Origin of the sequence: Hoylesella pleuritidis, from assembly GCF_963541955.1 — a bacterium.
In the GTDB taxonomy this organism is placed as follows: domain Bacteria; phylum Bacteroidota; class Bacteroidia; order Bacteroidales; family Bacteroidaceae; genus Prevotella; species Prevotella pleuritidis.
Map to the genome: position 1 here is coordinate 1 of NZ_CAUTUT010000024.1, position 19,301 is coordinate 19,301.

Consider the following 19,301-nt stretch of genomic DNA (forward strand, 5'->3'; position numbering starts at 1 on the left):
AAAACGTTAAAAGATGCAGAGAAAGCTATATCTCTTTGCATCGTGTTGCCGTTGTTTATATTTGTTCCTTTAATCATATCTTAACTATTCAGTCCCCAACTTAGAGGGTAGATACAGAAAAACTTCGGCAAAGGTAATTAATAAATCCTAAACTCGCAAGAAAAATGAGAATTAATTTAATTGCAACACCTCATAAGTTCCACGAAGAAGTGTAAATAGATTGGAATATTTTTTTGTATCTTTGCGAAAAATTTCAGAGAGATGGCACAGGATGAAATGCAGCTGATGCGGCAATTGATCGATGAACTCAATCGGGCATCAAACAGTTATTATAGCGGTTTAGGCGAAAGAATGACCGACTATGAATGGGATGCAAAGTTTGATGAACTCAAACAATTGGAGCAGAAGACAGGAGTCGCGTTACCTGACAGTCCGACGCAAAAGGTATCCGATGGAGGGAGCAGCGGTCAAAAAGAAACACACGAGTTTCCGGCATTGTCACTGGCCAAGACCAAACAGCCGGAAGACGTCGTAAGATGGGCCGAGGGAAAATCCATCTGGCTATCTTGGAAACTCGACGGAATAACGCTTGTGGTCACTTATGATAATGGGAAACTTACCAAAGTGGTCACACGCGGTAACGGACATATCGGCACCAACGTTACCCGTCTGGCATCGGCCATCGAGGGATTACTGCCTACCATCAAAGCGAAAGGTCATACAGTAATCCGCGGAGAAGCAGTAATCTCTTATGCAGATTTCGAACAATATAATATGGAGTCGGATGATTCGTTTGCCAATCCGCGTAATCTCGTTGCAGGATCGTTCACTTTAAAGGATGTAGAAGAGGTAAAACCGCGTCGTATCCAATGGATTCCATTCACATTGGTACACACCGATGAAAATATAAACTCGTGGGGGAAACGAATAGACTGGCTCGAAGCGCAAGGATTCAGCCCCGTAGGGCACGAATCGCTCGGCATTCCTACAATAGATCGTGTGCGTGCCGTTATCGACCGATGGACAGAGAAAGTGACACACCGTATCAACCCTTTTCCCGTTGATGGACTCGTTATAACTTTTGATGATACAGCTTTCGCTGCAATGGGATCCGTCACCGGACATCACGCCACACGTGCCGGATTGGCTTTCAAATGGCAAGATGAGTCGGCCGAAACCACGCTTGACCACATCGAATGGTCGTGTGCAGCTTCTACGATATCGCCCGTTGCTGTGTTCGAACCTGTCGAATTAGAAGGGACAACGGTCAAACGGGCGTCGCTCTGCAATATCAGCGAGTGCGAACGATTAGGCATTGGCGGTCCCGGTACACAACTTTCGGTTATCAAAGCCAATAAAATCATTCCCAAAGTCATCGAGGTGAGTAAGACGGTGGGCGATTTGGACATCCCACACCACTGCCCCGTATGCGGGTCGGACACGGAAATCATCACCAGCGAACATAGTGATACGCGCACACTTCACTGTACGAATGTAGCTTGTCCGGCCAAACAATTAAAGAAGTTTGCACGCTTTGTGTCGAAAGCCGGAATGGATATCGACGGCGTGTCAGAGCAGACTCTGGCTAAGTTCATCAACTTAGGTTGGATCAGCGAGTATGCAGACATTTATCGATTGCAACCCCACATCTACGAGATGACTGCTCTCGAAGGATTCGGAGAACGTTCGGTGAGCAAACTACTGCAGTCTATCGAGAAATCGAGAAATGTAGAAGCACGCCGCTTTCTTTATGCGCTGACCATTCCGCAGTGTGGTGTTGACGTCTGCAAACGATTGCTTGATACCTTTGATTTGGGCGAACTCATTCGGCAGGCACGCATAGCTGAACGTCCGGATATCTTTGCCGATATTCCCGGAATCGGCCCGGAGAAGTCGGCATCACTTGTACAATGGTTCCAAGACACGGCAAACAGTGAACAAGTAGACCATTTGCTAACCGAGCTGAATATCCGCCAAGAAAAGATAGAAGCAGGCGGTGAGCTTTGTCAAGATCTTACCTTTGTTATTACGGGTGATGTCTCCCATTACAAAAACAGAACTGAACTGAAAAGCTACATAGAATCTCAGGGCGGACACGTGACCGGCAGTATCAGCAAATCAACCGATTTTCTTATCAATAATCATATTAATTCTACATCGAGTAAAAACAAAAAGGCCAAGGAATTGGGCGTCGAGATCATCTCAGAAGACCAATTCCTCAGCCGATTTACAACCGGTAAGACTGATACAAACAATCACCCGGAAGGCAAATTATTCGATTAGAATGTCCATTTTGCCGCTACGGTAGGAATAGCATAGAAGCGATTGTTTTCGCCGCGCTCGTTGAAAACAAAGTTATTGCTGATTTCCACCTCACTACCTAAGCTTAAGTTGATATCTTTCCAGCCACGAAGCGTATTGAGATTAACCCAGAACTGAGGTTCTGAAACAACAATCCAGTTACCGCGTACGCTGCGATCATACCACAAGTCACAGAATCCACTGAAAGTACAGAGCCCCTTTGCAAACGTGGTACCCCATACTTCGGTAAGCTGCACACTACTGAACGGTCGGTTCCAAGGATTCTTCCCCTTAAAATTATACTTGTAAAGGAGTTGCACAGAAAATGTTTTCGAGAAGTCGCTGCTGGCCCAATTCCACGCGCCTCCAAACAAAGCTGCGTGCTGAAAACGGGTAGAGATAAGTGTCTTTTTATCGGATGTCAGACCGCCGTCGTATTCTACGTGAGCCGCCCATTGCTTATTGGCCGTGAGATTCATCTCTCGCGAGATCTCCCAATAGGCTCCCATTACGCCGTCTTTTTGGTAATCAATGTCGACAAAAAAGTAATTGTTACCCCATTTATCAGTCTTGAACATCTCCGCAGTGGTCGTAACGCTCATCCGATTGGTGAGGTCTTTGTAGAACGAATGACCGAAATCGTAGTGCAATTGGACATTTTGTGAGAAACCGGCTACTGTAAATAAGAACAGGACTGCTAAGGAAAAGATTTTTTTCATAAGATGTTTAAAATAATAAATAACACGTTGCAAAATTACAATATTTCACTTAATAAACTCTATTTGCGGCCATATAAATTGTGCAAAATGGCCCGACCAACAGCAACACGATAATGAATATCATCGTAAAAGTTATGATAATCACGGAATTTCAATCCCGCCCGCCCAGAGTAATCAACCACATTTTCGTGTCCAAAAATGTGACATAACACGGCATTATCAACCGGATTCATTGCAACAGCACCTTGTGTCGGCCCAATGATAATTTTAACATTGGTATGATGACGACGACAAACGTCACGAATAGCTTTCAGATTGGCTATCTGGACTTTATGAATAACGGGGTGTCCGATATTTACAGTCGTATCACCGGGTGCACACCGATATTTAGCATAAGCGTCCCAATAGCGCTCCCCTTTCTCTCGAATCTCATTTTCGGCCAAAAGAGTGTCATCATTTGTATATCGGGTACGGACACGTCCGCGAGAATTCATCACTCCAAGCATACTCCGATCATACTTATGTGTGAAATAATAACGAAGGTAAGGACCCAAGAATTTAGGGTTGAAGAAGCCTTGCAAAAAGGTGACTTGATAGCTCATCTCGCTCTTGCCGCTGACTTCGGGCGGCATTACATGCATTATTCCTTTCTGCAAATCAGTCGGCGTAAAGAATCCGCGCTCACAAACGATCAGCAGATTCTTGATATGTTGTCCCGGCTGTCGGTCGAGAGCATCAAGCTTCTGACGCAAATCCACCAAGCCCTCACCATTGCTGAACAAGCGGAAAGGATGTGCATGGATATAACGATTCCAGTCGGACGTATTGAAAGCAAGTGTCGACGACGACCCCATTATGAACGAATCGTAATGCATTTGCGCACGAAACATCTTGTATTTATACCATCCTACAGCTCCCTCACTTTGACAGATTTCAGGGCTGTCATAATCATCATAAGAACGGATGACCATAAACGGATCTTTCACAACGTACCAAAGAATCAGTACAAGGAACGGCATCGCCAACAAGAAACTATTCAGATAGAATCGTATCAGCGATTTTTTAGGTATAGAAAAGTTCATAACAATAATGTCTCAAACAAAACTCACAAACTCGAAAACTCACAAACTTAAAACCTCACCATCAGAACTGCACATAGATAAAGTTCTCCACGCCGAAAGCTCCGAAAAGAAATATCAGCAAAATGGTCGTAAAATAAATAGGCCAACGTTGCCAGATAGGGCGCCGGGAAGTCCATTCCAGAATATCAACACGTGAATGAGTATACTCCAAAAGAAACATAAGCAACACGGAAACGCCGAAATAGATCCACTGAGAGTCGGTCATTCCGAGTCGCAACTCTTTAATATTAGTTTCAAAACCATCTAAAAGATGGCGATAAGTATACAGCACATCATCTATCTTCGGCAGTCGAAAGAACAGCAGCGAGAGTGCAAACAGCACATAAGTGCGCATCATTTGCAACGGATTGTAAACCGAAGCAGGCAACAATCTACGCACGCCATCGCGGAATCTCGATGCAGCCGTCTCGTAAACAACGACGATTCCCTGGAAAAGTCCATATAGCGCGAAAGCCCAACCTGCACCATGCCAGACACCAATAACCACAAACGTAACGATGAGCGAACTATAAACACCCCACCGTTTCCATTTACGCGTGGCCGCAGACATCGGCATAAAGACATAATCACGTACCCACGCCGAAAGCGAGATGTGCCAACGGCGCCACAGTTCACCTGTAGTCAAGGATACGAAAGGTCTGTCGAAGTTGGGCGAAAGACGAAAACCGAACATCTGTCCGAGTCCGATTGCCATTAGTGTATAGCCTGCAAAGTCGGCGTAAAGCTGTATCGGATAAATCAAAGTGACAACAAGTAACTGAATACCCGAAGCCTCTTGTACATTGCTGAACACCGTGTCGAGCGACGGCGCGATGCGATCGGCAATGACTAATTTCATAAATGCGCCCCAAACTACGAGTTTCATACCATACACCACGTTATCATAGTCAAATCGTCGAGCCCGTTTCAACTGTGGCAATAAATCGAATCCACGCTCAATCGGACCCGAAAGGAACTTCATAAAAAGCAGCATATAAAGCGTAAAGTCCATCAAGCTATCTTCAGGTTCTTCATCCCAATAAATCTCAATCAGGTAAGACAAAGCCTGAAAGGTATAAAACGAGATACCGAGCGGAAACAAAGGAGCCCAATAACGGGCTATAAGCCACGTACCGACAAGTGCTGCAAGACTGCCCACAAACACATAAGGGGCTTGTTTCCGACCGCGAACAGCCGCGAGCCATTTGCCTGCATAAAACGTAAATACATTGATACCGATGGCATAAACAATATAAATGAAATGATAATACCCCGCAAACACCAAACTCGCCAGCAACAACAAACCATGCTGCCAATGTCTGTTCGTTTTGAGATAATACAAGATAAAGGTCACCGTCAATAGGGCAGTGAAAGGTATCGAGATAAATTCCATTGTGTCAGAAAACTAAGGTCAGCAGCTCATTCAGCCTTATCGATAATCGCATCACACAGTCCACCAACATTCTTAATCCGCATAATATCGCGAAATTTGAAATGAATGCCATAATGTTTTTCAATTTCACTGATGATAATCATATTCGAAATAGAGTCCCATCCATCTACATCCTTTGCCGACATAGCCTCGTCCAACTTTAAGTCGGGCGTTTTCAGCGCCTCTGAAAAAATGCCATTCAATGTGGCCAAAACATCTTTCTTTTCCATACCTATTTATTATTCGCTTGTATAAGTTCTGCTATTTTTTTTCTATCTATCTTGTTGCTGGCATTCTGTGGGAAACGTCCCAGCTCGTGAACAGCCACCGGAATCATATAGTGCGGTAAATAACGGTGCAGATAATCGATTAATCCTACTTCTGAATCAGCCTTTCCCTGCTCCACGGCTAAGTGTATTTGACAATTTTGACAACGGTCATAGACAGGCAGGGCCACTACGGCATTGCGCTCATCAAAATACTTTCGGGCCACGTGTTCAATCTCACCCAACTCGATTCTGTAACCTTGTATCTTGATTTGCGAATCTTTCCGACCATAATAAAGGATATCATCCGTAGCGTTCATAGCGCACACATCACCCGTTTTATAATATCTCTGCCCCTCATACAAAAAGAAAGCAGTACGCGTTTTCTCCTCATCGGCCCAATAACCAGGTGTAAGTTGCGGACCGGCTAAACATAACTCACCTTTCTCGTCAGGCTTACATACACGACCGTTGTCATCTATCACAATCGTATGCACATCTTTCATCGCCCGTCCAATACCCATAATTCCGTTGACATTGCGATTTTCCCCACCGCGAATATACTGCAAGCCCGTGCAATAAATGGTACATTCCGTGGGGCCATAGACATTCCAGATCGCTGCATTCGGCACACTCCGAGCCCAACTATCGACGTCATCTAAATTGAGTCCTTCACCTGCAAAAAGCGAATAACGCAGTTCTTCAATATGCAGTTCATCCAAATAAGGGCGCAAATAGTGTATCACCGATGGCACCATCATTGTGAAAGTGAGGTGGTAGTCATCTAAAAGCTCAAAGACAGCTTGGTATTTGATCCGATCAAAAGATATCGTATAGACACACGCTCCATTCAATAACGGGAGTAGATAAGACTGCACCGAAAGATCAAAAGTGAGGTCGAACATTTGTAAACAGCGATCATCAGCAGTCAATCGGAACCCTAAATCACGGAACGCCGTAACAAAAGCGCTCACATTTCCACGCGTAATGGGAACGCCTTTCGGTCTTCCCGTACTCCCCGAAGTAAATAGGATATAAGCCAGTTCACTATCATCCGCTGTGCACGGAGCTGCCATCGGCTCATCAATTAACGATAATTGACGTGTCATCGTGACCTTCACACCCTCGTAACGCGTCTCTTTGCTCGAATCGAGAACCATCTCTATGCCCACCTGATCGATGATGTCATTGCACCGTTCGATGGGTTGAGCCGGATGAAGCGGAACATAACACTTACCTTCAAACCACAAAGCGAGGATCGAAGCATAAGTTTCAAGATCATCGTTAGCCACGAGTCCGATATGCTTGGCAGGCACATCGCACAACACCGATCTAATTTTCGAGACAACCTCGGCTAAATCTTGATAAGTGAAAAATGTCCCGTTAATGCAGAAAGCATTTCTGCTCGTATCCTCATACAATGCGTGCCATAAGGCATTTACTACTATTTTATTAAATCCCATATTCATAAACAGGCGCGGAATCAGCATTCGCCGCCTCACATTTTTATCATTTCATACGGTAAAATAACTCATTTTTCCTCAAAATCCCTCACCTCTAAGATGAGATTTAATATTATTTCACCTTTAACCAATACCCTATTTTTCTTTGAAAAGTATCAAATCATCTTACGATTAACTGTTAGTTAGCGTGCAATTAACTGTTAGTTAGCGTGCGAAAAGCTGTTAATCGCACAGCGTTTAACCGTTAGTCAGAAAATAAAAAGAATTTCTTTCAAATACCTATTGAGGCCTTATTATTACCTTTCAATATCTTTCTTATCGTGTATTGAGAACTAAATAACTAATAATCAATTAATTATAAATAAGAAAACACTTATATTTCTAAATTATCAAGCAGTTATAGAAAAACGATACTATGTTGAAAGTAATTTTTGGTAAACACTCTTGACAGCACTTTTCTATAAAATCACGAGGGGCTGAAACTATGCGACAGAACTTTCTCGATAACGAACGGGAAATAGTCTTGTTCCAAAACGTGCTCTTTGGCAGCAATATCAGCCGGTGAATCAGTGGGCGAAAGCGGTGTATGAAATTGTGCAATAATCTCACCTCCATCGCAAACGGAGTTCACCCAATGAACAGTCATTCCCGTTTCTGTTTCTCCCGCGGCTTTCACCGCTTCGTGGACATAATGTCCATACATACCTTTACCGCCGAATTTGGGTAGCAATGCGGGATGGATGTTCAATATTCGATGGTCGTAAGCACGGATAAGAAAGTCGGGAATCATTTGCAAAAAACCGGCAAGAACAATAAAGTCAATGTGATAAGCCCGCATCAATACCATCATTTGAGACTCATCGTTAAAATGATTGTGCGTCATCACGATAGCGGGAACACCCAAATTGCGTGCCCGGGTGAGCGCATAAGCATCGATTTTGTTGCTCAACACGAGTGCAATTTTCACGTTTTTGCGGTCGGCGAAATGCCGAATAATATTCTCACAATTGGTTCCGTTTCCTGAAACGAATATAGCTACATTAATCATTCTTCATCCTCCCAATTATCATTCTCATCGCTAAACCCAAACATTACGGGGTCGGCAAAAGCATCAAGCGATCGTCGTTCTTTCTTAGTTGGTCGTCCGGTACCCCGCGCACGATCAATGAACCCACTGATTTTACTCATTTCCAATAATTCGTATTGCTTGGAATCGGTCACATTCTCATAAATTTCGGGAATGAGTTTAGCTCCGACTCGCTGTTCGATAGGTTTCAGAATTTTAAAAGAATAGATGATAGGCGGTTTACGTACGCTGACTGTCTCGCCTGCTTTAACAATGTGACTGGGCTTCACAGAGACACCATTGACTGTCACCCGACCATTTTTGCAAACGTCGGCAGCCATTGCCCGCGTTTTGAATATACGTGCTGCCCATAGCCATTTGTCGATGCGAGCACCGATAAAGGATTGTTCTTTCATAACTTCTTTAACAGAAGAATTTCTTGATTGCACGTTATGTTTATCTCTATTGACTATCTTTTAACACATTCTCTCCTTCTTTGGAGAGGTTGGAAGAGGTCTTTTGTGGGTGCCCATTAAATTGATTCATCGTCGTATTGATGCCTGCCAATACAAAACTCCGAATAATTTCGCAGGCCGTTTCGATACAGGGCTGAAGTTTCTTCATATCCTCTTCGTCATACTTTCCAAGTACCCAGTCGATCTGTCTACCACGAGCGAAATCGTTGCCGATACCTACCCTCAATCGGGCATACTGTTGGCCGATAAGCTGTTGGATATGACCTAAGCCGTTATGTCCACCATTACTACCAGTCGCTTTCAATCTAAGCATACCAAGAGGAAGTGCAAGATCGTCCACTATCACAAGCAAATGGCTTTGGTCGATATGCTCTTTATCAAGCCAATATCGCACTGCATTACCGCTGAGATTCATAAAAGTGGTGGGCTTCAGAAGAATGATTCGGCGGCCTTTGAGCGATGTCTCACCAATAAATCCGTAGCGTTTGTCCTCAAAAATGATATTGGATGCCTTTGCAAAGGCATCCAATATCATAAATCCAGTGTTATGTCGGGTTCCCGAATAATCATCTCCGGGATTGCCCAAACCGACAATCAAGTATTTCTCCATTACTTAATTATTCAGCAGCAGGCTCTTCTGCCGACTCTTCTGTACCTCCAGCCGTAGCGGCCATAGATGCTGCACGGGTCATCTTAATAGAACAAACGACAACGTCTTTACCAGTAGCCAGTTCTAATCCCTCATAACTCAAGTCGCCGACTTTGATGCTCTTGCCGATCTGCAATGCTTTCACGTCTACGTCAAGATGCTCGGGAATCTGCTGATAAGGTGCAGTTACATTGATCTTACGAATGGAGAGATTCATTCGTCCACCATCGCGCACACCCTGTGCAAGGCCTACCAACTTCACGGGCACACCGATAGTAATAGGCTTTTGGTCGTTCACCTCATAGAAATCAACGTGCAACAACGCATCAGTAACAGGATGGAATTGGAGTTCTTTCAGTACAGCCGTATGGCTTTCGCCGTCAATGATCAGATTGATTACATAAATATGAGGCGTATAAACGATTTTTCGAAGCTCACTCATCGATGAAGTGAATGCCAATGCCACCGGTTTTCCATCCTGTTTCGCCTCACCATAGAGATTACAGGGCACCATTCCTTCTTTTCTCAACGCCTTTGAAGCTTTCTTTCCGAGGTCTGTACGCTTCTGACCCGATACATTAATTTCTTTCATAAATGTGTTACTCTAAATTAAGTTATTTATTTGTTTTGCCTTAATTCGCCATCACACGATTTACAGAATTGACTGATCAGAGCTCTCGCTCATCTGCAATCACCTGTCACATAGATGTGCTCAAAAAAGCGATGCAAAGTTACACCTTTTCCGTGAAATGTGCAAAGTTTCCCTAAAAAAAGGTAGATTTCTACTTGCTTTTCTTGCGTATACGCAGAAAAAGATATATTTTTGCGTGGTAATTGCAAAGAAACACAAATCGCGTTAAGTAAAGAGAAATGATCAACAGAGAATTAATCAGAATCAAGATAGTTCAGTTAACCTATGCATACTATCAAAATGGGAACCGCAATATGGATAATGCGGAGAAGGAATTGCTTTTCAGTCTATCGAAAGCTTATGACCTTTACAATTATCTCTTAGACTTGATTGTGGCCGTGACACGTATTGCTCGCAAACACGTTGAGGTAGCAACAGCACGTTCTCAGCGTGAAGGCACCGAACCACCATCGCAGAAATTCGCTTACAATAAGTTTGCCATTCAACTCGAAGAGAATAAGATGCTCAATGCTTTTATTGAAGAACAGAAACAGATGTGGGATGATAACACCGAGTTTGTACGTAAACTTTACACTCAGATTGAGCAAAGTGAAACTTATGCAGCCTATATGGCCGATACAGACGACTCTTATGAAGCCGACCGCGAAGTATGGCGTAAGCTCTATAAACAACTTATTCAAGAGAATGAAGAGCTCGACACACTCCTCGAAGAGAGGAGTCTCTATTGGAATGACGACAAAGAAGTAGTCGACACTTTTGTATTGAAGACAATTAAACGGTTTGATCCAAAGAACAAAGCAAAGCAAGAACTCTTGCCTGAATATAAAGATGAGGAAGACAAAGACTTTGCACGTAAACTCTTTCGAGCCACTATTCTCAATGCTGATACCTATCAACACTATATGAGCGAGACGTCACGCAACTGGGATTTCTCACGTCTTGCCTATATGGATGTAGTCATTATGCAGATCGCTATTGCTGAGATGATGACATTTCCGAACATCCCTATTTCTGTAACTATCAATGAATATGTAGACTTGGCAAAGCTATACAGCACGCATAAGAGCGGCAGTTATATCAACGGAATGCTCGACTCGATTGCCCGGCATCTGATAGAGACCGGCAAACTGATGAAGACAATGGACACGCCCAAGCCGAAAAAAGTTGCCGAAGAACCGAAAAAAGCGGTTGAAGAAAATAAAGAAGCAGAAGAGAAAGATGATAAAGAAGAAATAAATCAATAAATTTTAGATAATGAACGAAATGTTATTGGCTGCACAAGCAGCACAGGGCGGTGGCCAGATCGGATTCTTAATAATGATGATTGCAATCTTCGCAATTATGTGGTTTTTTATGATTCGTCCTCAGCAAAAGAAGCAAAAGGAAATCCGTGCGTTTCAAAATGCATTGCAAGAAGGATCGAAAGTGATTACCGGAGGTGGTATTTACGGCACTATCAAGCGCATAGACCTCACCGCAAATCTTGTTGACGTAGAGATTGCCCGCGGCGTAATCATCAGCGTAGACAAATCTTATGTCTTTGCAGATGCCAGTTCCTCGCAGGCATCCGGCGCAAAAGCATAATTGATGAACAGGTCGAAGATCACACGATTCAGCACAATTATCAGGAACTTTTTGTTCAGTTCAACGAACAAAGAGTTTCTGATTTTTTTGTTTTTCTTAGCTCTCAGCGGTGCATTTTGGTTGATAATGACACTCAATGAGACCTATGAACGAGAACTCTTTGTACCTGTTCGAATGACAAATGTACCTAAAAGCGTAGTTATTACAGGCGATCCGGATGACACGGTGCGCGTAGCTGTCCGCGACAAAGGCTTTACTTTGTTAACTTATGAGACCAGTCACCGGTTACATCCGATATATATCAATTTCGGAACTTATGCCAATCGCAATACGGGATACGGTTTTGTGTCGCCGACCGACATTCAAAAACTTATCACTCAACAACTGTACGGGTCTTCAAAGATTACTTCTGTGAAGACGGACGGGCTGCAATTCTACTTCAATTACGGCCGATCAAAACGTGTTCCGGTCCGTCTCTCAGGACGAGTCATACCAGGCGGTAGTTATTATCTGGCTCATACGACATTCAATCCAGACTCAGTAACAGTCTATGCAAGTCGTCCGGAGCTCGACAAAATAACGGCCGCACATACCGATTTTATTGAAATCAAAAACTTTCAAGATACGATTGTTCGTCGTATTCCACTGCATCGGATGCGTGGTGTGAAGTTTGTCCCCGCCGAAGTGCGTGTTACGCTCTACCCCGAAATCCTCACGGAGGAGAGTTTAGAAGTACCGGTCAGTGCTGTAAACGTCCCTACCGGCAAAGTATTACGGATGTTTCCCTCACGCGTGAAAGTGCGGTTTGTGATCGGAGCAAACCTCTTTCGTTCCATCAGGCCGGCTGATTTCAAAGTCGTTGTCGATTACAATGACATCGTTGCAAACCCTTCCGACAAGTGCACTTTATATCTTAGAGCTTTTCCCCACAGCATAACCAAACCGCGCCTCGACATTACTGAGGTAGATTATCTTGTCGAACAGCAATGAAAATCGCTATTACCGGAGGAATCGGGAGCGGCAAATCATACATCTGCAAAGAACTTGTACGCCGTGGAATCAATGTCTATGACTGCGACGAAGCAGCTAAACGATTAATGCACACCTCACCCGATTTACAACAAGGATTGATTAAACTCGTGGGCAAAAACGTATATATAAATAAGGTATTACGAAAAGATGTCTTGTCAAAGTTCTTACTCACCGATACAAAAAACAAACAAGCGCTCAACAACTTGGTCCATCCTGCCGTGGCACAAGATTTCGAACATTCGGGAAAAGATTGGCTCGAGAGCGCCATTCTATTTGAAAGCGGTTTTTATCTTCGCACACATTTCGACCGCGTTGTCTGTATTACAGCTCCTTTGGAAGTACGAATCGCCCGCATAATGGCCCGCGACGGCATCTCGCGCAACCAGGCTTTGATGTGGATCGGCAGTCAATGGCCACAGGAAAAGGTAATCGAGCATAGCAATTTTATCATCAATAACGATGGAGCAAGCGATCTCAGCTCTGCCATAGATACATTAATTAATAAACTGAATATATCAAAACATTAAGAATGATTATGGAAACAATTCTTTCAATTGCCGGTAAGCCCGGCCTGTATAAGTTAGTCTCTCGCAGCAAAGTGAACTTGATTGTAGAAGCACTTGACGATACTCACCGCCGACAACCGGCTTTTGCGAGCGACCGTGTGACAAGTCTCGGCGATATTGCAATGTACACCGATGCCGAAGATGTGCCTCTGTGGCAGGTGCTAAAAAACTTAGGCGAGAAAGAGCAGGGCAAAGAAAGCTCACTCAATTATAAGAAATGTAATGGCAACGAACTACACGATTATTTCGCCGAAGTACTCCCCGACTATGATCGCGATCGTGTGCACGACAGTGATATCAAGAAACTCATCCAGTGGTATAACATTCTTGTGAAATACGGCATCACCGATTTCCAAGCAGTTTTAGCACCGACTGGAAACGAAGAAGCTGAAAAAGAGAGCACTGACAAATAAAGATTGAAAATTACCAAGCACTCGATAAAGGATAGATACAAGTGGTATCTATCCTTTATTTATGTATATAAGTTGGCAAATATTGAAGAAATAAACATTAAAAGAATACACATTTTTATCCATCATTAAATTACCCCAAAAAGAGCGATATCTTACTGATTATCAATAAAATACGAAATTAATTTCGATTAACTATTAAACGCATTGCAAGTAATGGTTAATCACCTTGCATTTAACGGCTTTTCGCAAGGCATTTAACTGTTAATCCAAAAGCGAAAAAAATGAAGATAGATTATGGAGCGAATTATATATTGCACTCAACCGATATACCTCGTCCATTCATTTATATACTCTTGCTCTTGCATCTAAAACGTAAAACATACTTTTTGAATATGTACATTCAAGTTTCCCGTATCTATCAGTATGCAGCTTTTATGGTTATTTTCATTCACGAAGCACACGAGTACGCGGTGGGAAGGGGTTGTGTTGACAGGCATTTTCATCAGGTATATTACCTACTTAATTATGACATAAAGCTCGATTTTATGCAAAACAATGAGTAAATCTGAGGATTTTTGCGTATATTTGCAAACTTTTATGAAGCGGACAGGTTGTGAGTCGTGTCCGCAGAGTGCTTGACAAACCTCTTAAAAAACAAGAAAATGGAACAAAAACAGAACAAAGTGAGTGTGCTGTTTATGCTTTTCAGCATACTCTTCTGCGTTTGTCTGATTGCGGCAAACGTGCTCGAAACAAAGCAAATTTCGGTATTCGGTATCAGTCTTACGGGCGGATTACTGGTTTTTCCGGTATCTTACATTATCAACGATTGTGTGTGCGAGGTATGGGGATACGGCAAAGCACGCCTTTTGATATGGACAGGCTTTGCGATGAACTTCTTCTTTGTCACATTGGGAGCTATCTGCGACGCTATCCCAGGAGCCCCTTATTGGACCAATGATGCAGGTTTTCACGCCGTATTCGGCTTAGCCCCACGTATCGCTGCAGCCTCATTCGTGGCTTTTTTAGTAGGCTCCTTCATTAACGCCTATGTGATGAGTAAGATGAAAATATCGTCAAAAGGACGCAATTTCTCGGCTCGTGCCATTTTGAGTACGGTCTTCGGCGAGGGGGCCGATTCGCTGATTTTCTTCCCGTTAGCTTTCTACGGTGTGATACCATTGAGCGAATTGCCTGCTCTGATGTTGTGGCAAGTGCTGCTCAAAACCGCTTATGAAATCATCGTTCTGCCTATTACCATTCGCGTTGTACACAAAGTGAAAGCGCATGAAGGTGAAGATGTTTATGATGACGGCGTGAATTATAATGTATTTAAACTGTTAACAATTTAAGGATCTGTTCTCTCTGTAAAGAGAGCAGATTCGGATAGGGAGATGAAACAAATGACAATTGACGATAAAGAAAAGTCCCTCTCCTCGGGAGAAGATAGGAGCGAGATCTCTCTGCAAGCTCTCGGTTCCCCCACTCGCTATCGGATGGATTATGCTCCTGACGTTTTGGAAACCTTTCTCAATAAACATCCGGACAATGATTACTGGGTTCAGTTCAATTGTCCGGAGTTTACCTCGCTCTGTCCGATAACCGGCCAGCCTGATTTTGCAGAAATCCGAATCTCCTATATACCTGCCGAGCGGATGGTGGAAAGCAAAAGTCTGAAACTATATCTGTTCAGTTTCCGTAATCACGGAGATTTTCACGAAGACTGTGTAAACATCATAATGAAAGATCTTATTGATCTGATGCAGCCTAAATATATTGAGGTGACAGGTTTCTTCACACCTCGCGGTGGTATCAGCATCTATCCTTTCGCTAACTATGGAAAGCCTGGCACGGAGTATGAACAACTGGCCAAGCATCGGTTTCTGAATCATCAGATGGACAAGTAACCACACTAAGGCGGGTTATGAAAGAAAGAAGGAGGATTATTTTACTGTTTATCGTGCTGATGATAACCGTTTGGAGTGCATCGGCTCAAGATTCATTAAGACGCAAACGAGTAGCAGTTGTACTCAGTGGAGGCGGTGCACGAGGAATGGCTCATATCGGAGTGCTCAAAGTTATCGAACGTGCGGGCATCCCAATAGACATTATCACAGGAACATCAATGGGATCAATTATCGGCGGTCTCTATGCAATCGGCTATGATACACATCGACTCGATTCAATGGTTAAGATGCAGGACTGGGGCTTTCTGCTGTCAGATAAAGCTGATGTAAGGAACAGAAGCCTGGATGATCGTCGTAAACAGAACACATACTTTCTGTTAAGGACTTTTCATTGGGGCAATAAGAAAAGTGCTGTTGAGAGCGGCGGACTTATTACAGGGAAGAATCTGAGTGCTTTGTTCGACCGTCTCACGGTAGGATATCACGACTCGATAGATTTCAACCGATTACCGATTCCTTTTGCGTGTGTAGCAACTAATATCATCGATAATACCGAATATGATTTTCATAGTGGCGTACTCGCACAGGCTATGCGTAGCAGTATGGCTATACCTGCAGTGTTCTCACCGGTTAGAAAAGGCAATATGGTACTTGTAGACGGTGGCTTACGAAATAATTATCCGGCTGACTTAGCCCGCGAGATGGGGGCGGATATTATCATCGGAGTTACTGTACAGAGCTTGCCGAAGTCTTCTGACGATCTGAAAACAAGCGCAGGAATTGTCAGTCAGATTATAGAGGTGAATTGCAAGAATAAATATGAAGAAAATTTAGCCATTACCGATGTTGCAATTCGGGTGAATCCGCAGGGCTATTCGGCAGCAAACTTCGGCAGCACAGCAATTGATACGTTGATCAATCGCGGAGAAGCGGAAGCAATGAAACATTGGGATGAGCTTATGGCATTAAAGAAAATCATCGGGATCGGTGATGATTTTACGCCAGCTCGGCCAGTTTTGCATCCCAAAGTATTACGGAAAGAAGAGCAAACAATAGATAGCCGACTTGTAAAAACAACCGAAAACACACAAGAGTTGGGACTTGGCGTACGCTTCGACACAGAAGAAATGGTAGCGTTACAAATAAACGGAGCATATCGCCCACGTAATTCAAAGATGGATTTTGAGGCTACTCTCCGGCTTGGCAAACGTATTATGGCACGAATAGACGGCAGTTTCAACCCGTTCGGGATGAACAGAACGCGGCTTTCTTACATCTACCGGCATAATGATATTAATCAATATAACAGAGGAAAACGAGAATTCAATGTCGCTTATAACCAACATTCGTTGGATTTTAATGCATTAGACTTCAACGTACGTAACTTCAATGTGGCAATAGGTGCTCGTTGGGACTTTTACGATTTTCGTGAAGTGCTTATCGGTGTACATAGTAACGTCGGAATCGATCGACTGAACAATGAACATTATTTCACTTATTATGCCGACGTTAACTACAATTCAGAAAACAAATGGATATTTGCTTCACGCGGAGCAAAGTTTTCTGCGGGCTTTGCTTATTGTTCAGACAAATTCACTACATATCAGAATCACTCAGGATTTACGATGATTAAGGCAATGTGGCGAATATCGTTACCGCTCAACAGTCACCTGACTTTTCAGCCAATGGCTTATGGTCGACTGCTGTTTGGATCAGATATTCCTTATAGTCAACGGAATATGATTGGTGGAATATGGTTCAATCATTACGTCGATCATCAAATGCCATTTGTCGGTACAGGACAAATCGAACGCACTGATAATATGTTTATAGCCCTGCAATTGCAGTTGCAGCAACGTATAATGGACAATAATTATATCTTGTTAGGAGCTGTCGGTGCACAACGAGCTGATAAAATACGAGAGATTTTGCGTCACGGCCCGTTGACAGGAGCTCAAATCTCTTATTTCTATAACAGTATATTCGGTCCTCTTGGGGCTTCATTGGGCTATTCAACCACATCTCATAAACCCTATTTCTATATCAATCTCGGATTCGAATTCTAGTAAACCTTCTTCTTTCTTTTTAGAATTCACTGGTGAAATGAAACTTGATGTGCTTGAAATCTTGCTGTGCCATTGACAGCACATAGCCCGAATCGGCTAAGAAAACATCACGTCCTTCACGGTCTTTGGCCATATATTGGTACTTGCGTTTCTTGAATTTCTCTAATTCTGAGGCATCGTCGGACTCGATCCAACAGGCTTTGTACAAATGCACAGGCTCCCAACGACATTTTGCATTATATTCGTTCTCTAACCGATATTGTATCACTTCAAACTGCAACTGACCTACCGTGCCGATGATTTTGCGCCCGTTGAACTGGTTGACGAACAGCTGCGCAACGCCTTCATCCATCAGTTGTTCGATACCTTTATTGAGTTGCTTAGTCTTCATCGGGTCATCATTCTCGATATATTTAAACATTTCGGGCGAGAACGACGGTAATCCGCGGAAATGCAACTGTTCGCCGTCGGTCAAAGTATCGCCAATCTTAAAGATTCCATTATCGGGCAGGCCGACGATATCGCCCGGATAAGCTTCATCAATGGTGCTTTTGCGTTGCGCCATAAACTGCGTGGGCGAACTGAATCGTACAGTTTTGCATAAGCGCACGTGCAGATAGGGCTGGTTGCGGACGAATTTACCACTGCAAACTTTACAAAAGGCGATGCACGAACGATGATTCGGATCGATGTTAGCAGTGATTTTGAAGATGAATCCAGTGAATTTCGGCTCTGTGGGAATCACTTGCCGCTCTTCCGCCTGCGTAGTGCCAGGTGATGGAGCAATCTCTACAAAACAATTGAGCAGCTCCTGAACACCGAAGTTATTCAATGCACTTCCGAAGAAAACAGGCGCCACTTCGCCGGCGCGATAGGTCTCGATATCAAACGAGGGATAAACGCCCGCCACCAATTCTAAGTCTTCGCGCAGCCGGGCAGCCTCTTGTTTGCCGATGTGCACATCAAGATCCTGACTCTGGATATCTACCTCTACTTTCTCGGTAACACGCTGTTTATCGGGCTTGAACAAGTCGAGCTTCTGTTCATAGATATTATAGACGCCCTTGAATTTGGCTCCCTGATCAATGGGCCACGACAACGGCCGTACTTTGATATGCAATTCGGCTTCGAGTTCATCTAACAAATCAAACGGATTCCGTCCCTCGCGGTCCATTTTGTTGATAAAAATAATGACCGGAGTATTGCGAGTTCGGCAGACCTCCATCAATTTACGAGTCTGTGTTTCGACACCTTTTGCCCCATCGACAACGATGATAGCCGAGTCGACAGCCGTCAAAGTGCGGTACGTATCTTCTGCAAAGTCTTGGTGACCCGGCGTATCAAGGATATTCACTTTATAACCTTCGTAATCGAACTCCATCACAGATGTAGACACCGAGATACCGCGCTGTTTCTCAATATCCATCCAGTCGGATGTAGCCGTTTTACAAATCTTATTGCTTTTTACTGCTCCCGCCACTTGAATTTGACCTCCAAAAAGCAGAAACTTTTCTGTTAATGTGGTCTTACCGGCATCCGGATGCGAGATGATGGCAAATGTTCGCCTTCTTTCTATTTCGTTCATTTG

19 protein-coding genes are annotated in these 19,301 nt (G+C 43.6%); 9 read left to right on the forward strand and 10 right to left on the reverse strand.

From position 1 onward, the window contains the following. The first annotated feature begins 261 nt into the window (after positions 1-261). Positions 262-2,283 (forward strand): NAD-dependent DNA ligase LigA, encoded by a 2,022-nt coding sequence (gene ligA / locus RWY97_RS09300; protein ID WP_315566817.1) that lies wholly within the window; start codon positions 262-264, stop codon positions 2,281-2,283. On the opposite strand, the gene RWY97_RS09305 is transcribed toward ligA, so the two are convergent. From RWY97_RS09305 to RWY97_RS09345, 9 genes are all read right to left on the reverse strand, one after another. Further along, complete coding sequence (locus RWY97_RS09305; protein WP_315566818.1) at positions 2,280-3,020, reverse strand: nucleoside-specific channel-forming Tsx family protein; 741 nt, start codon at positions 3,018-3,020, stop codon at positions 2,280-2,282. The two genes, ligA and RWY97_RS09305, sit on opposite strands and share 4 nt — an antisense overlap. A 59-nt stretch (positions 3,021-3,079) precedes the next feature. Continuing rightward, positions 3,080-4,102, reverse strand: a complete 1,023-nt coding sequence (locus RWY97_RS09310; protein WP_315566820.1) for a hypothetical protein — start codon at positions 4,100-4,102, stop codon at positions 3,080-3,082. A gap of 61 nt (positions 4,103-4,163) precedes the next feature. Then, a complete protein-coding gene (locus tag RWY97_RS09315; RefSeq protein WP_315566822.1) occupies positions 4,164-5,534 on the reverse strand; it encodes an MBOAT family O-acyltransferase in 1,371 nt (456 codons plus the stop codon). Positions 5,535-5,560: 26 nt separating this feature from the next. After that, positions 5,561-5,803 (reverse strand): acyl carrier protein, encoded by a 243-nt coding sequence (locus tag RWY97_RS09320; RefSeq protein ID WP_021583644.1) that lies wholly within the window; start codon positions 5,801-5,803, stop codon positions 5,561-5,563. 2 nt (positions 5,804-5,805) lie between these two features. Next, positions 5,806-7,302, reverse strand: coding sequence for an AMP-binding protein (locus tag RWY97_RS09325; protein WP_390883296.1), 1,497 nt, complete (start codon positions 7,300-7,302; stop codon positions 5,806-5,808). A gap of 466 nt (positions 7,303-7,768) precedes the next feature. Then, on the reverse strand, positions 7,769-8,350 hold the full coding sequence (gene purN, locus RWY97_RS09330) for a phosphoribosylglycinamide formyltransferase (RefSeq protein ID WP_273176903.1): 582 nt from the start codon (positions 8,348-8,350) through the stop codon (positions 7,769-7,771). Beyond that, positions 8,347-8,784, reverse strand: coding sequence for an RNA-binding S4 domain-containing protein (locus RWY97_RS09335; protein WP_021583640.1), 438 nt, complete (start codon positions 8,782-8,784; stop codon positions 8,347-8,349). The genes purN and RWY97_RS09335 overlap by 4 nt, the downstream gene beginning before the upstream one ends. Before the next feature lie 46 nt (positions 8,785-8,830). Further along, on the reverse strand, positions 8,831-9,454 hold the full coding sequence (gene pth / locus RWY97_RS09340) for an aminoacyl-tRNA hydrolase (RefSeq protein ID WP_021583650.1): 624 nt from the start codon (positions 9,452-9,454) through the stop codon (positions 8,831-8,833). Between the two features lie 7 nt (positions 9,455-9,461). Further along, on the reverse strand, positions 9,462-10,085 hold the full coding sequence (locus RWY97_RS09345) for a 50S ribosomal protein L25/general stress protein Ctc (protein WP_021583641.1): 624 nt from the start codon (positions 10,083-10,085) through the stop codon (positions 9,462-9,464). A gap of 278 nt (positions 10,086-10,363) precedes the next feature. Here RWY97_RS09345 and nusB point away from each other — a divergent pair, with 278 nt between their 5' ends. From nusB to RWY97_RS09385, 8 genes are all read left to right on the forward strand, one after another. Then, entirely contained in the window at positions 10,364-11,389 is a 1,026-nt protein-coding gene (nusB, locus tag RWY97_RS09350; RefSeq protein WP_039876055.1) for a transcription antitermination factor NusB, read from the forward strand. A gap of 10 nt (positions 11,390-11,399) precedes the next feature. After that, a complete protein-coding gene (gene yajC / locus RWY97_RS09355) occupies positions 11,400-11,729 on the forward strand; it encodes a preprotein translocase subunit YajC (RefSeq protein WP_021583647.1) in 330 nt (109 codons plus the stop codon). A 3-nt stretch (positions 11,730-11,732) separates the two neighbouring features. Continuing rightward, on the forward strand, positions 11,733-12,719 hold the full coding sequence (locus RWY97_RS09360; RefSeq protein WP_315566828.1) for a CdaR family protein: 987 nt from the start codon (positions 11,733-11,735) through the stop codon (positions 12,717-12,719). Then, complete coding sequence (coaE, locus tag RWY97_RS09365) at positions 12,716-13,288, forward strand: dephospho-CoA kinase (RefSeq protein WP_315566830.1); 573 nt, start codon at positions 12,716-12,718, stop codon at positions 13,286-13,288. Before RWY97_RS09360 ends, coaE begins: the two co-directional genes overlap by 4 nt. A gap of 8 nt (positions 13,289-13,296) precedes the next feature. Further along, on the forward strand, positions 13,297-13,740 hold the full coding sequence (locus RWY97_RS09370) for a DUF5606 family protein (RefSeq protein ID WP_315566832.1): 444 nt from the start codon (positions 13,297-13,299) through the stop codon (positions 13,738-13,740). Between the two features lie 662 nt (positions 13,741-14,402). After that, complete coding sequence (locus RWY97_RS09375; RefSeq protein WP_024992459.1) at positions 14,403-15,092, forward strand: queuosine precursor transporter; 690 nt, start codon at positions 14,403-14,405, stop codon at positions 15,090-15,092. Positions 15,093-15,143: 51 nt separating this feature from the next. Then, positions 15,144-15,647: a preQ(1) synthase gene (queF, locus tag RWY97_RS09380; protein ID WP_051305222.1), complete on the forward strand. Its 504-nt coding sequence runs from the start codon at positions 15,144-15,146 to the stop codon at positions 15,645-15,647. A gap of 17 nt (positions 15,648-15,664) precedes the next feature. Further along, positions 15,665-17,713, forward strand: a complete 2,049-nt coding sequence (locus RWY97_RS09385; protein WP_315566834.1) for a patatin-like phospholipase family protein — start codon at positions 15,665-15,667, stop codon at positions 17,711-17,713. Positions 17,714-17,732: 19 nt separating this feature from the next. Here the strand turns inward: RWY97_RS09385 and RWY97_RS09390 are convergent, their stop codons facing one another. Beyond that, complete coding sequence (locus RWY97_RS09390) at positions 17,733-19,298, reverse strand: peptide chain release factor 3 (RefSeq protein WP_315566835.1); 1,566 nt, start codon at positions 19,296-19,298, stop codon at positions 17,733-17,735. Between the last annotated feature and the right edge of the window lie 3 nt (positions 19,299-19,301).

Excerpts from the sequence above, each read along its gene's own strand:
- ligA (WP_315566817.1), top strand. The coding sequence starts at position 262 with ATGGCACAGGATGAAATGCAGCTGATGCGGCAATTGATCGATGAACTC.
- RWY97_RS09305 (WP_315566818.1), bottom strand. The coding sequence starts at position 3,020 with ATGAAAAAAATCTTTTCCTTAGCAGTCCTGTTCTTATTTACAGTAGCC.
- RWY97_RS09310 (WP_315566820.1), bottom strand. The coding sequence starts at position 4,102 with ATGAACTTTTCTATACCTAAAAAATCGCTGATACGATTCTATCTGAAT.
- RWY97_RS09315 (WP_315566822.1), bottom strand. The coding sequence starts at position 5,534 with ATGGAATTTATCTCGATACCTTTCACTGCCCTATTGACGGTGACCTTT.
- RWY97_RS09320 (WP_021583644.1), bottom strand. The coding sequence starts at position 5,803 with ATGGAAAAGAAAGATGTTTTGGCCACATTGAATGGCATTTTTTCAGAG.
- RWY97_RS09325 (WP_390883296.1), bottom strand. The coding sequence starts at position 7,302 with ATGGGATTTAATAAAATAGTAGTAAATGCCTTATGGCACGCATTGTAT.
- purN (WP_273176903.1), bottom strand. The coding sequence starts at position 8,350 with ATGATTAATGTAGCTATATTCGTTTCAGGAAACGGAACCAATTGTGAG.
- RWY97_RS09335 (WP_021583640.1), bottom strand. The coding sequence starts at position 8,784 with ATGAAAGAACAATCCTTTATCGGTGCTCGCATCGACAAATGGCTATGG.
- pth (WP_021583650.1), bottom strand. The coding sequence starts at position 9,454 with ATGGAGAAATACTTGATTGTCGGTTTGGGCAATCCCGGAGATGATTAT.
- RWY97_RS09345 (WP_021583641.1), bottom strand. The coding sequence starts at position 10,085 with ATGAAAGAAATTAATGTATCGGGTCAGAAGCGTACAGACCTCGGAAAG.
- nusB (WP_039876055.1), top strand. The coding sequence starts at position 10,364 with ATGATCAACAGAGAATTAATCAGAATCAAGATAGTTCAGTTAACCTAT.
- yajC (WP_021583647.1), top strand. The coding sequence starts at position 11,400 with ATGAACGAAATGTTATTGGCTGCACAAGCAGCACAGGGCGGTGGCCAG.
- RWY97_RS09360 (WP_315566828.1), top strand. The coding sequence starts at position 11,733 with ATGAACAGGTCGAAGATCACACGATTCAGCACAATTATCAGGAACTTT.
- coaE (WP_315566830.1), top strand. The coding sequence starts at position 12,716 with ATGAAAATCGCTATTACCGGAGGAATCGGGAGCGGCAAATCATACATC.
- RWY97_RS09370 (WP_315566832.1), top strand. The coding sequence starts at position 13,297 with ATGGAAACAATTCTTTCAATTGCCGGTAAGCCCGGCCTGTATAAGTTA.
- RWY97_RS09375 (WP_024992459.1), top strand. The coding sequence starts at position 14,403 with ATGGAACAAAAACAGAACAAAGTGAGTGTGCTGTTTATGCTTTTCAGC.
- queF (WP_051305222.1), top strand. The coding sequence starts at position 15,144 with ATGACAATTGACGATAAAGAAAAGTCCCTCTCCTCGGGAGAAGATAGG.
- RWY97_RS09385 (WP_315566834.1), top strand. The coding sequence starts at position 15,665 with ATGAAAGAAAGAAGGAGGATTATTTTACTGTTTATCGTGCTGATGATA.
- RWY97_RS09390 (WP_315566835.1), bottom strand. The coding sequence starts at position 19,298 with ATGAACGAAATAGAAAGAAGGCGAACATTTGCCATCATCTCGCATCCG.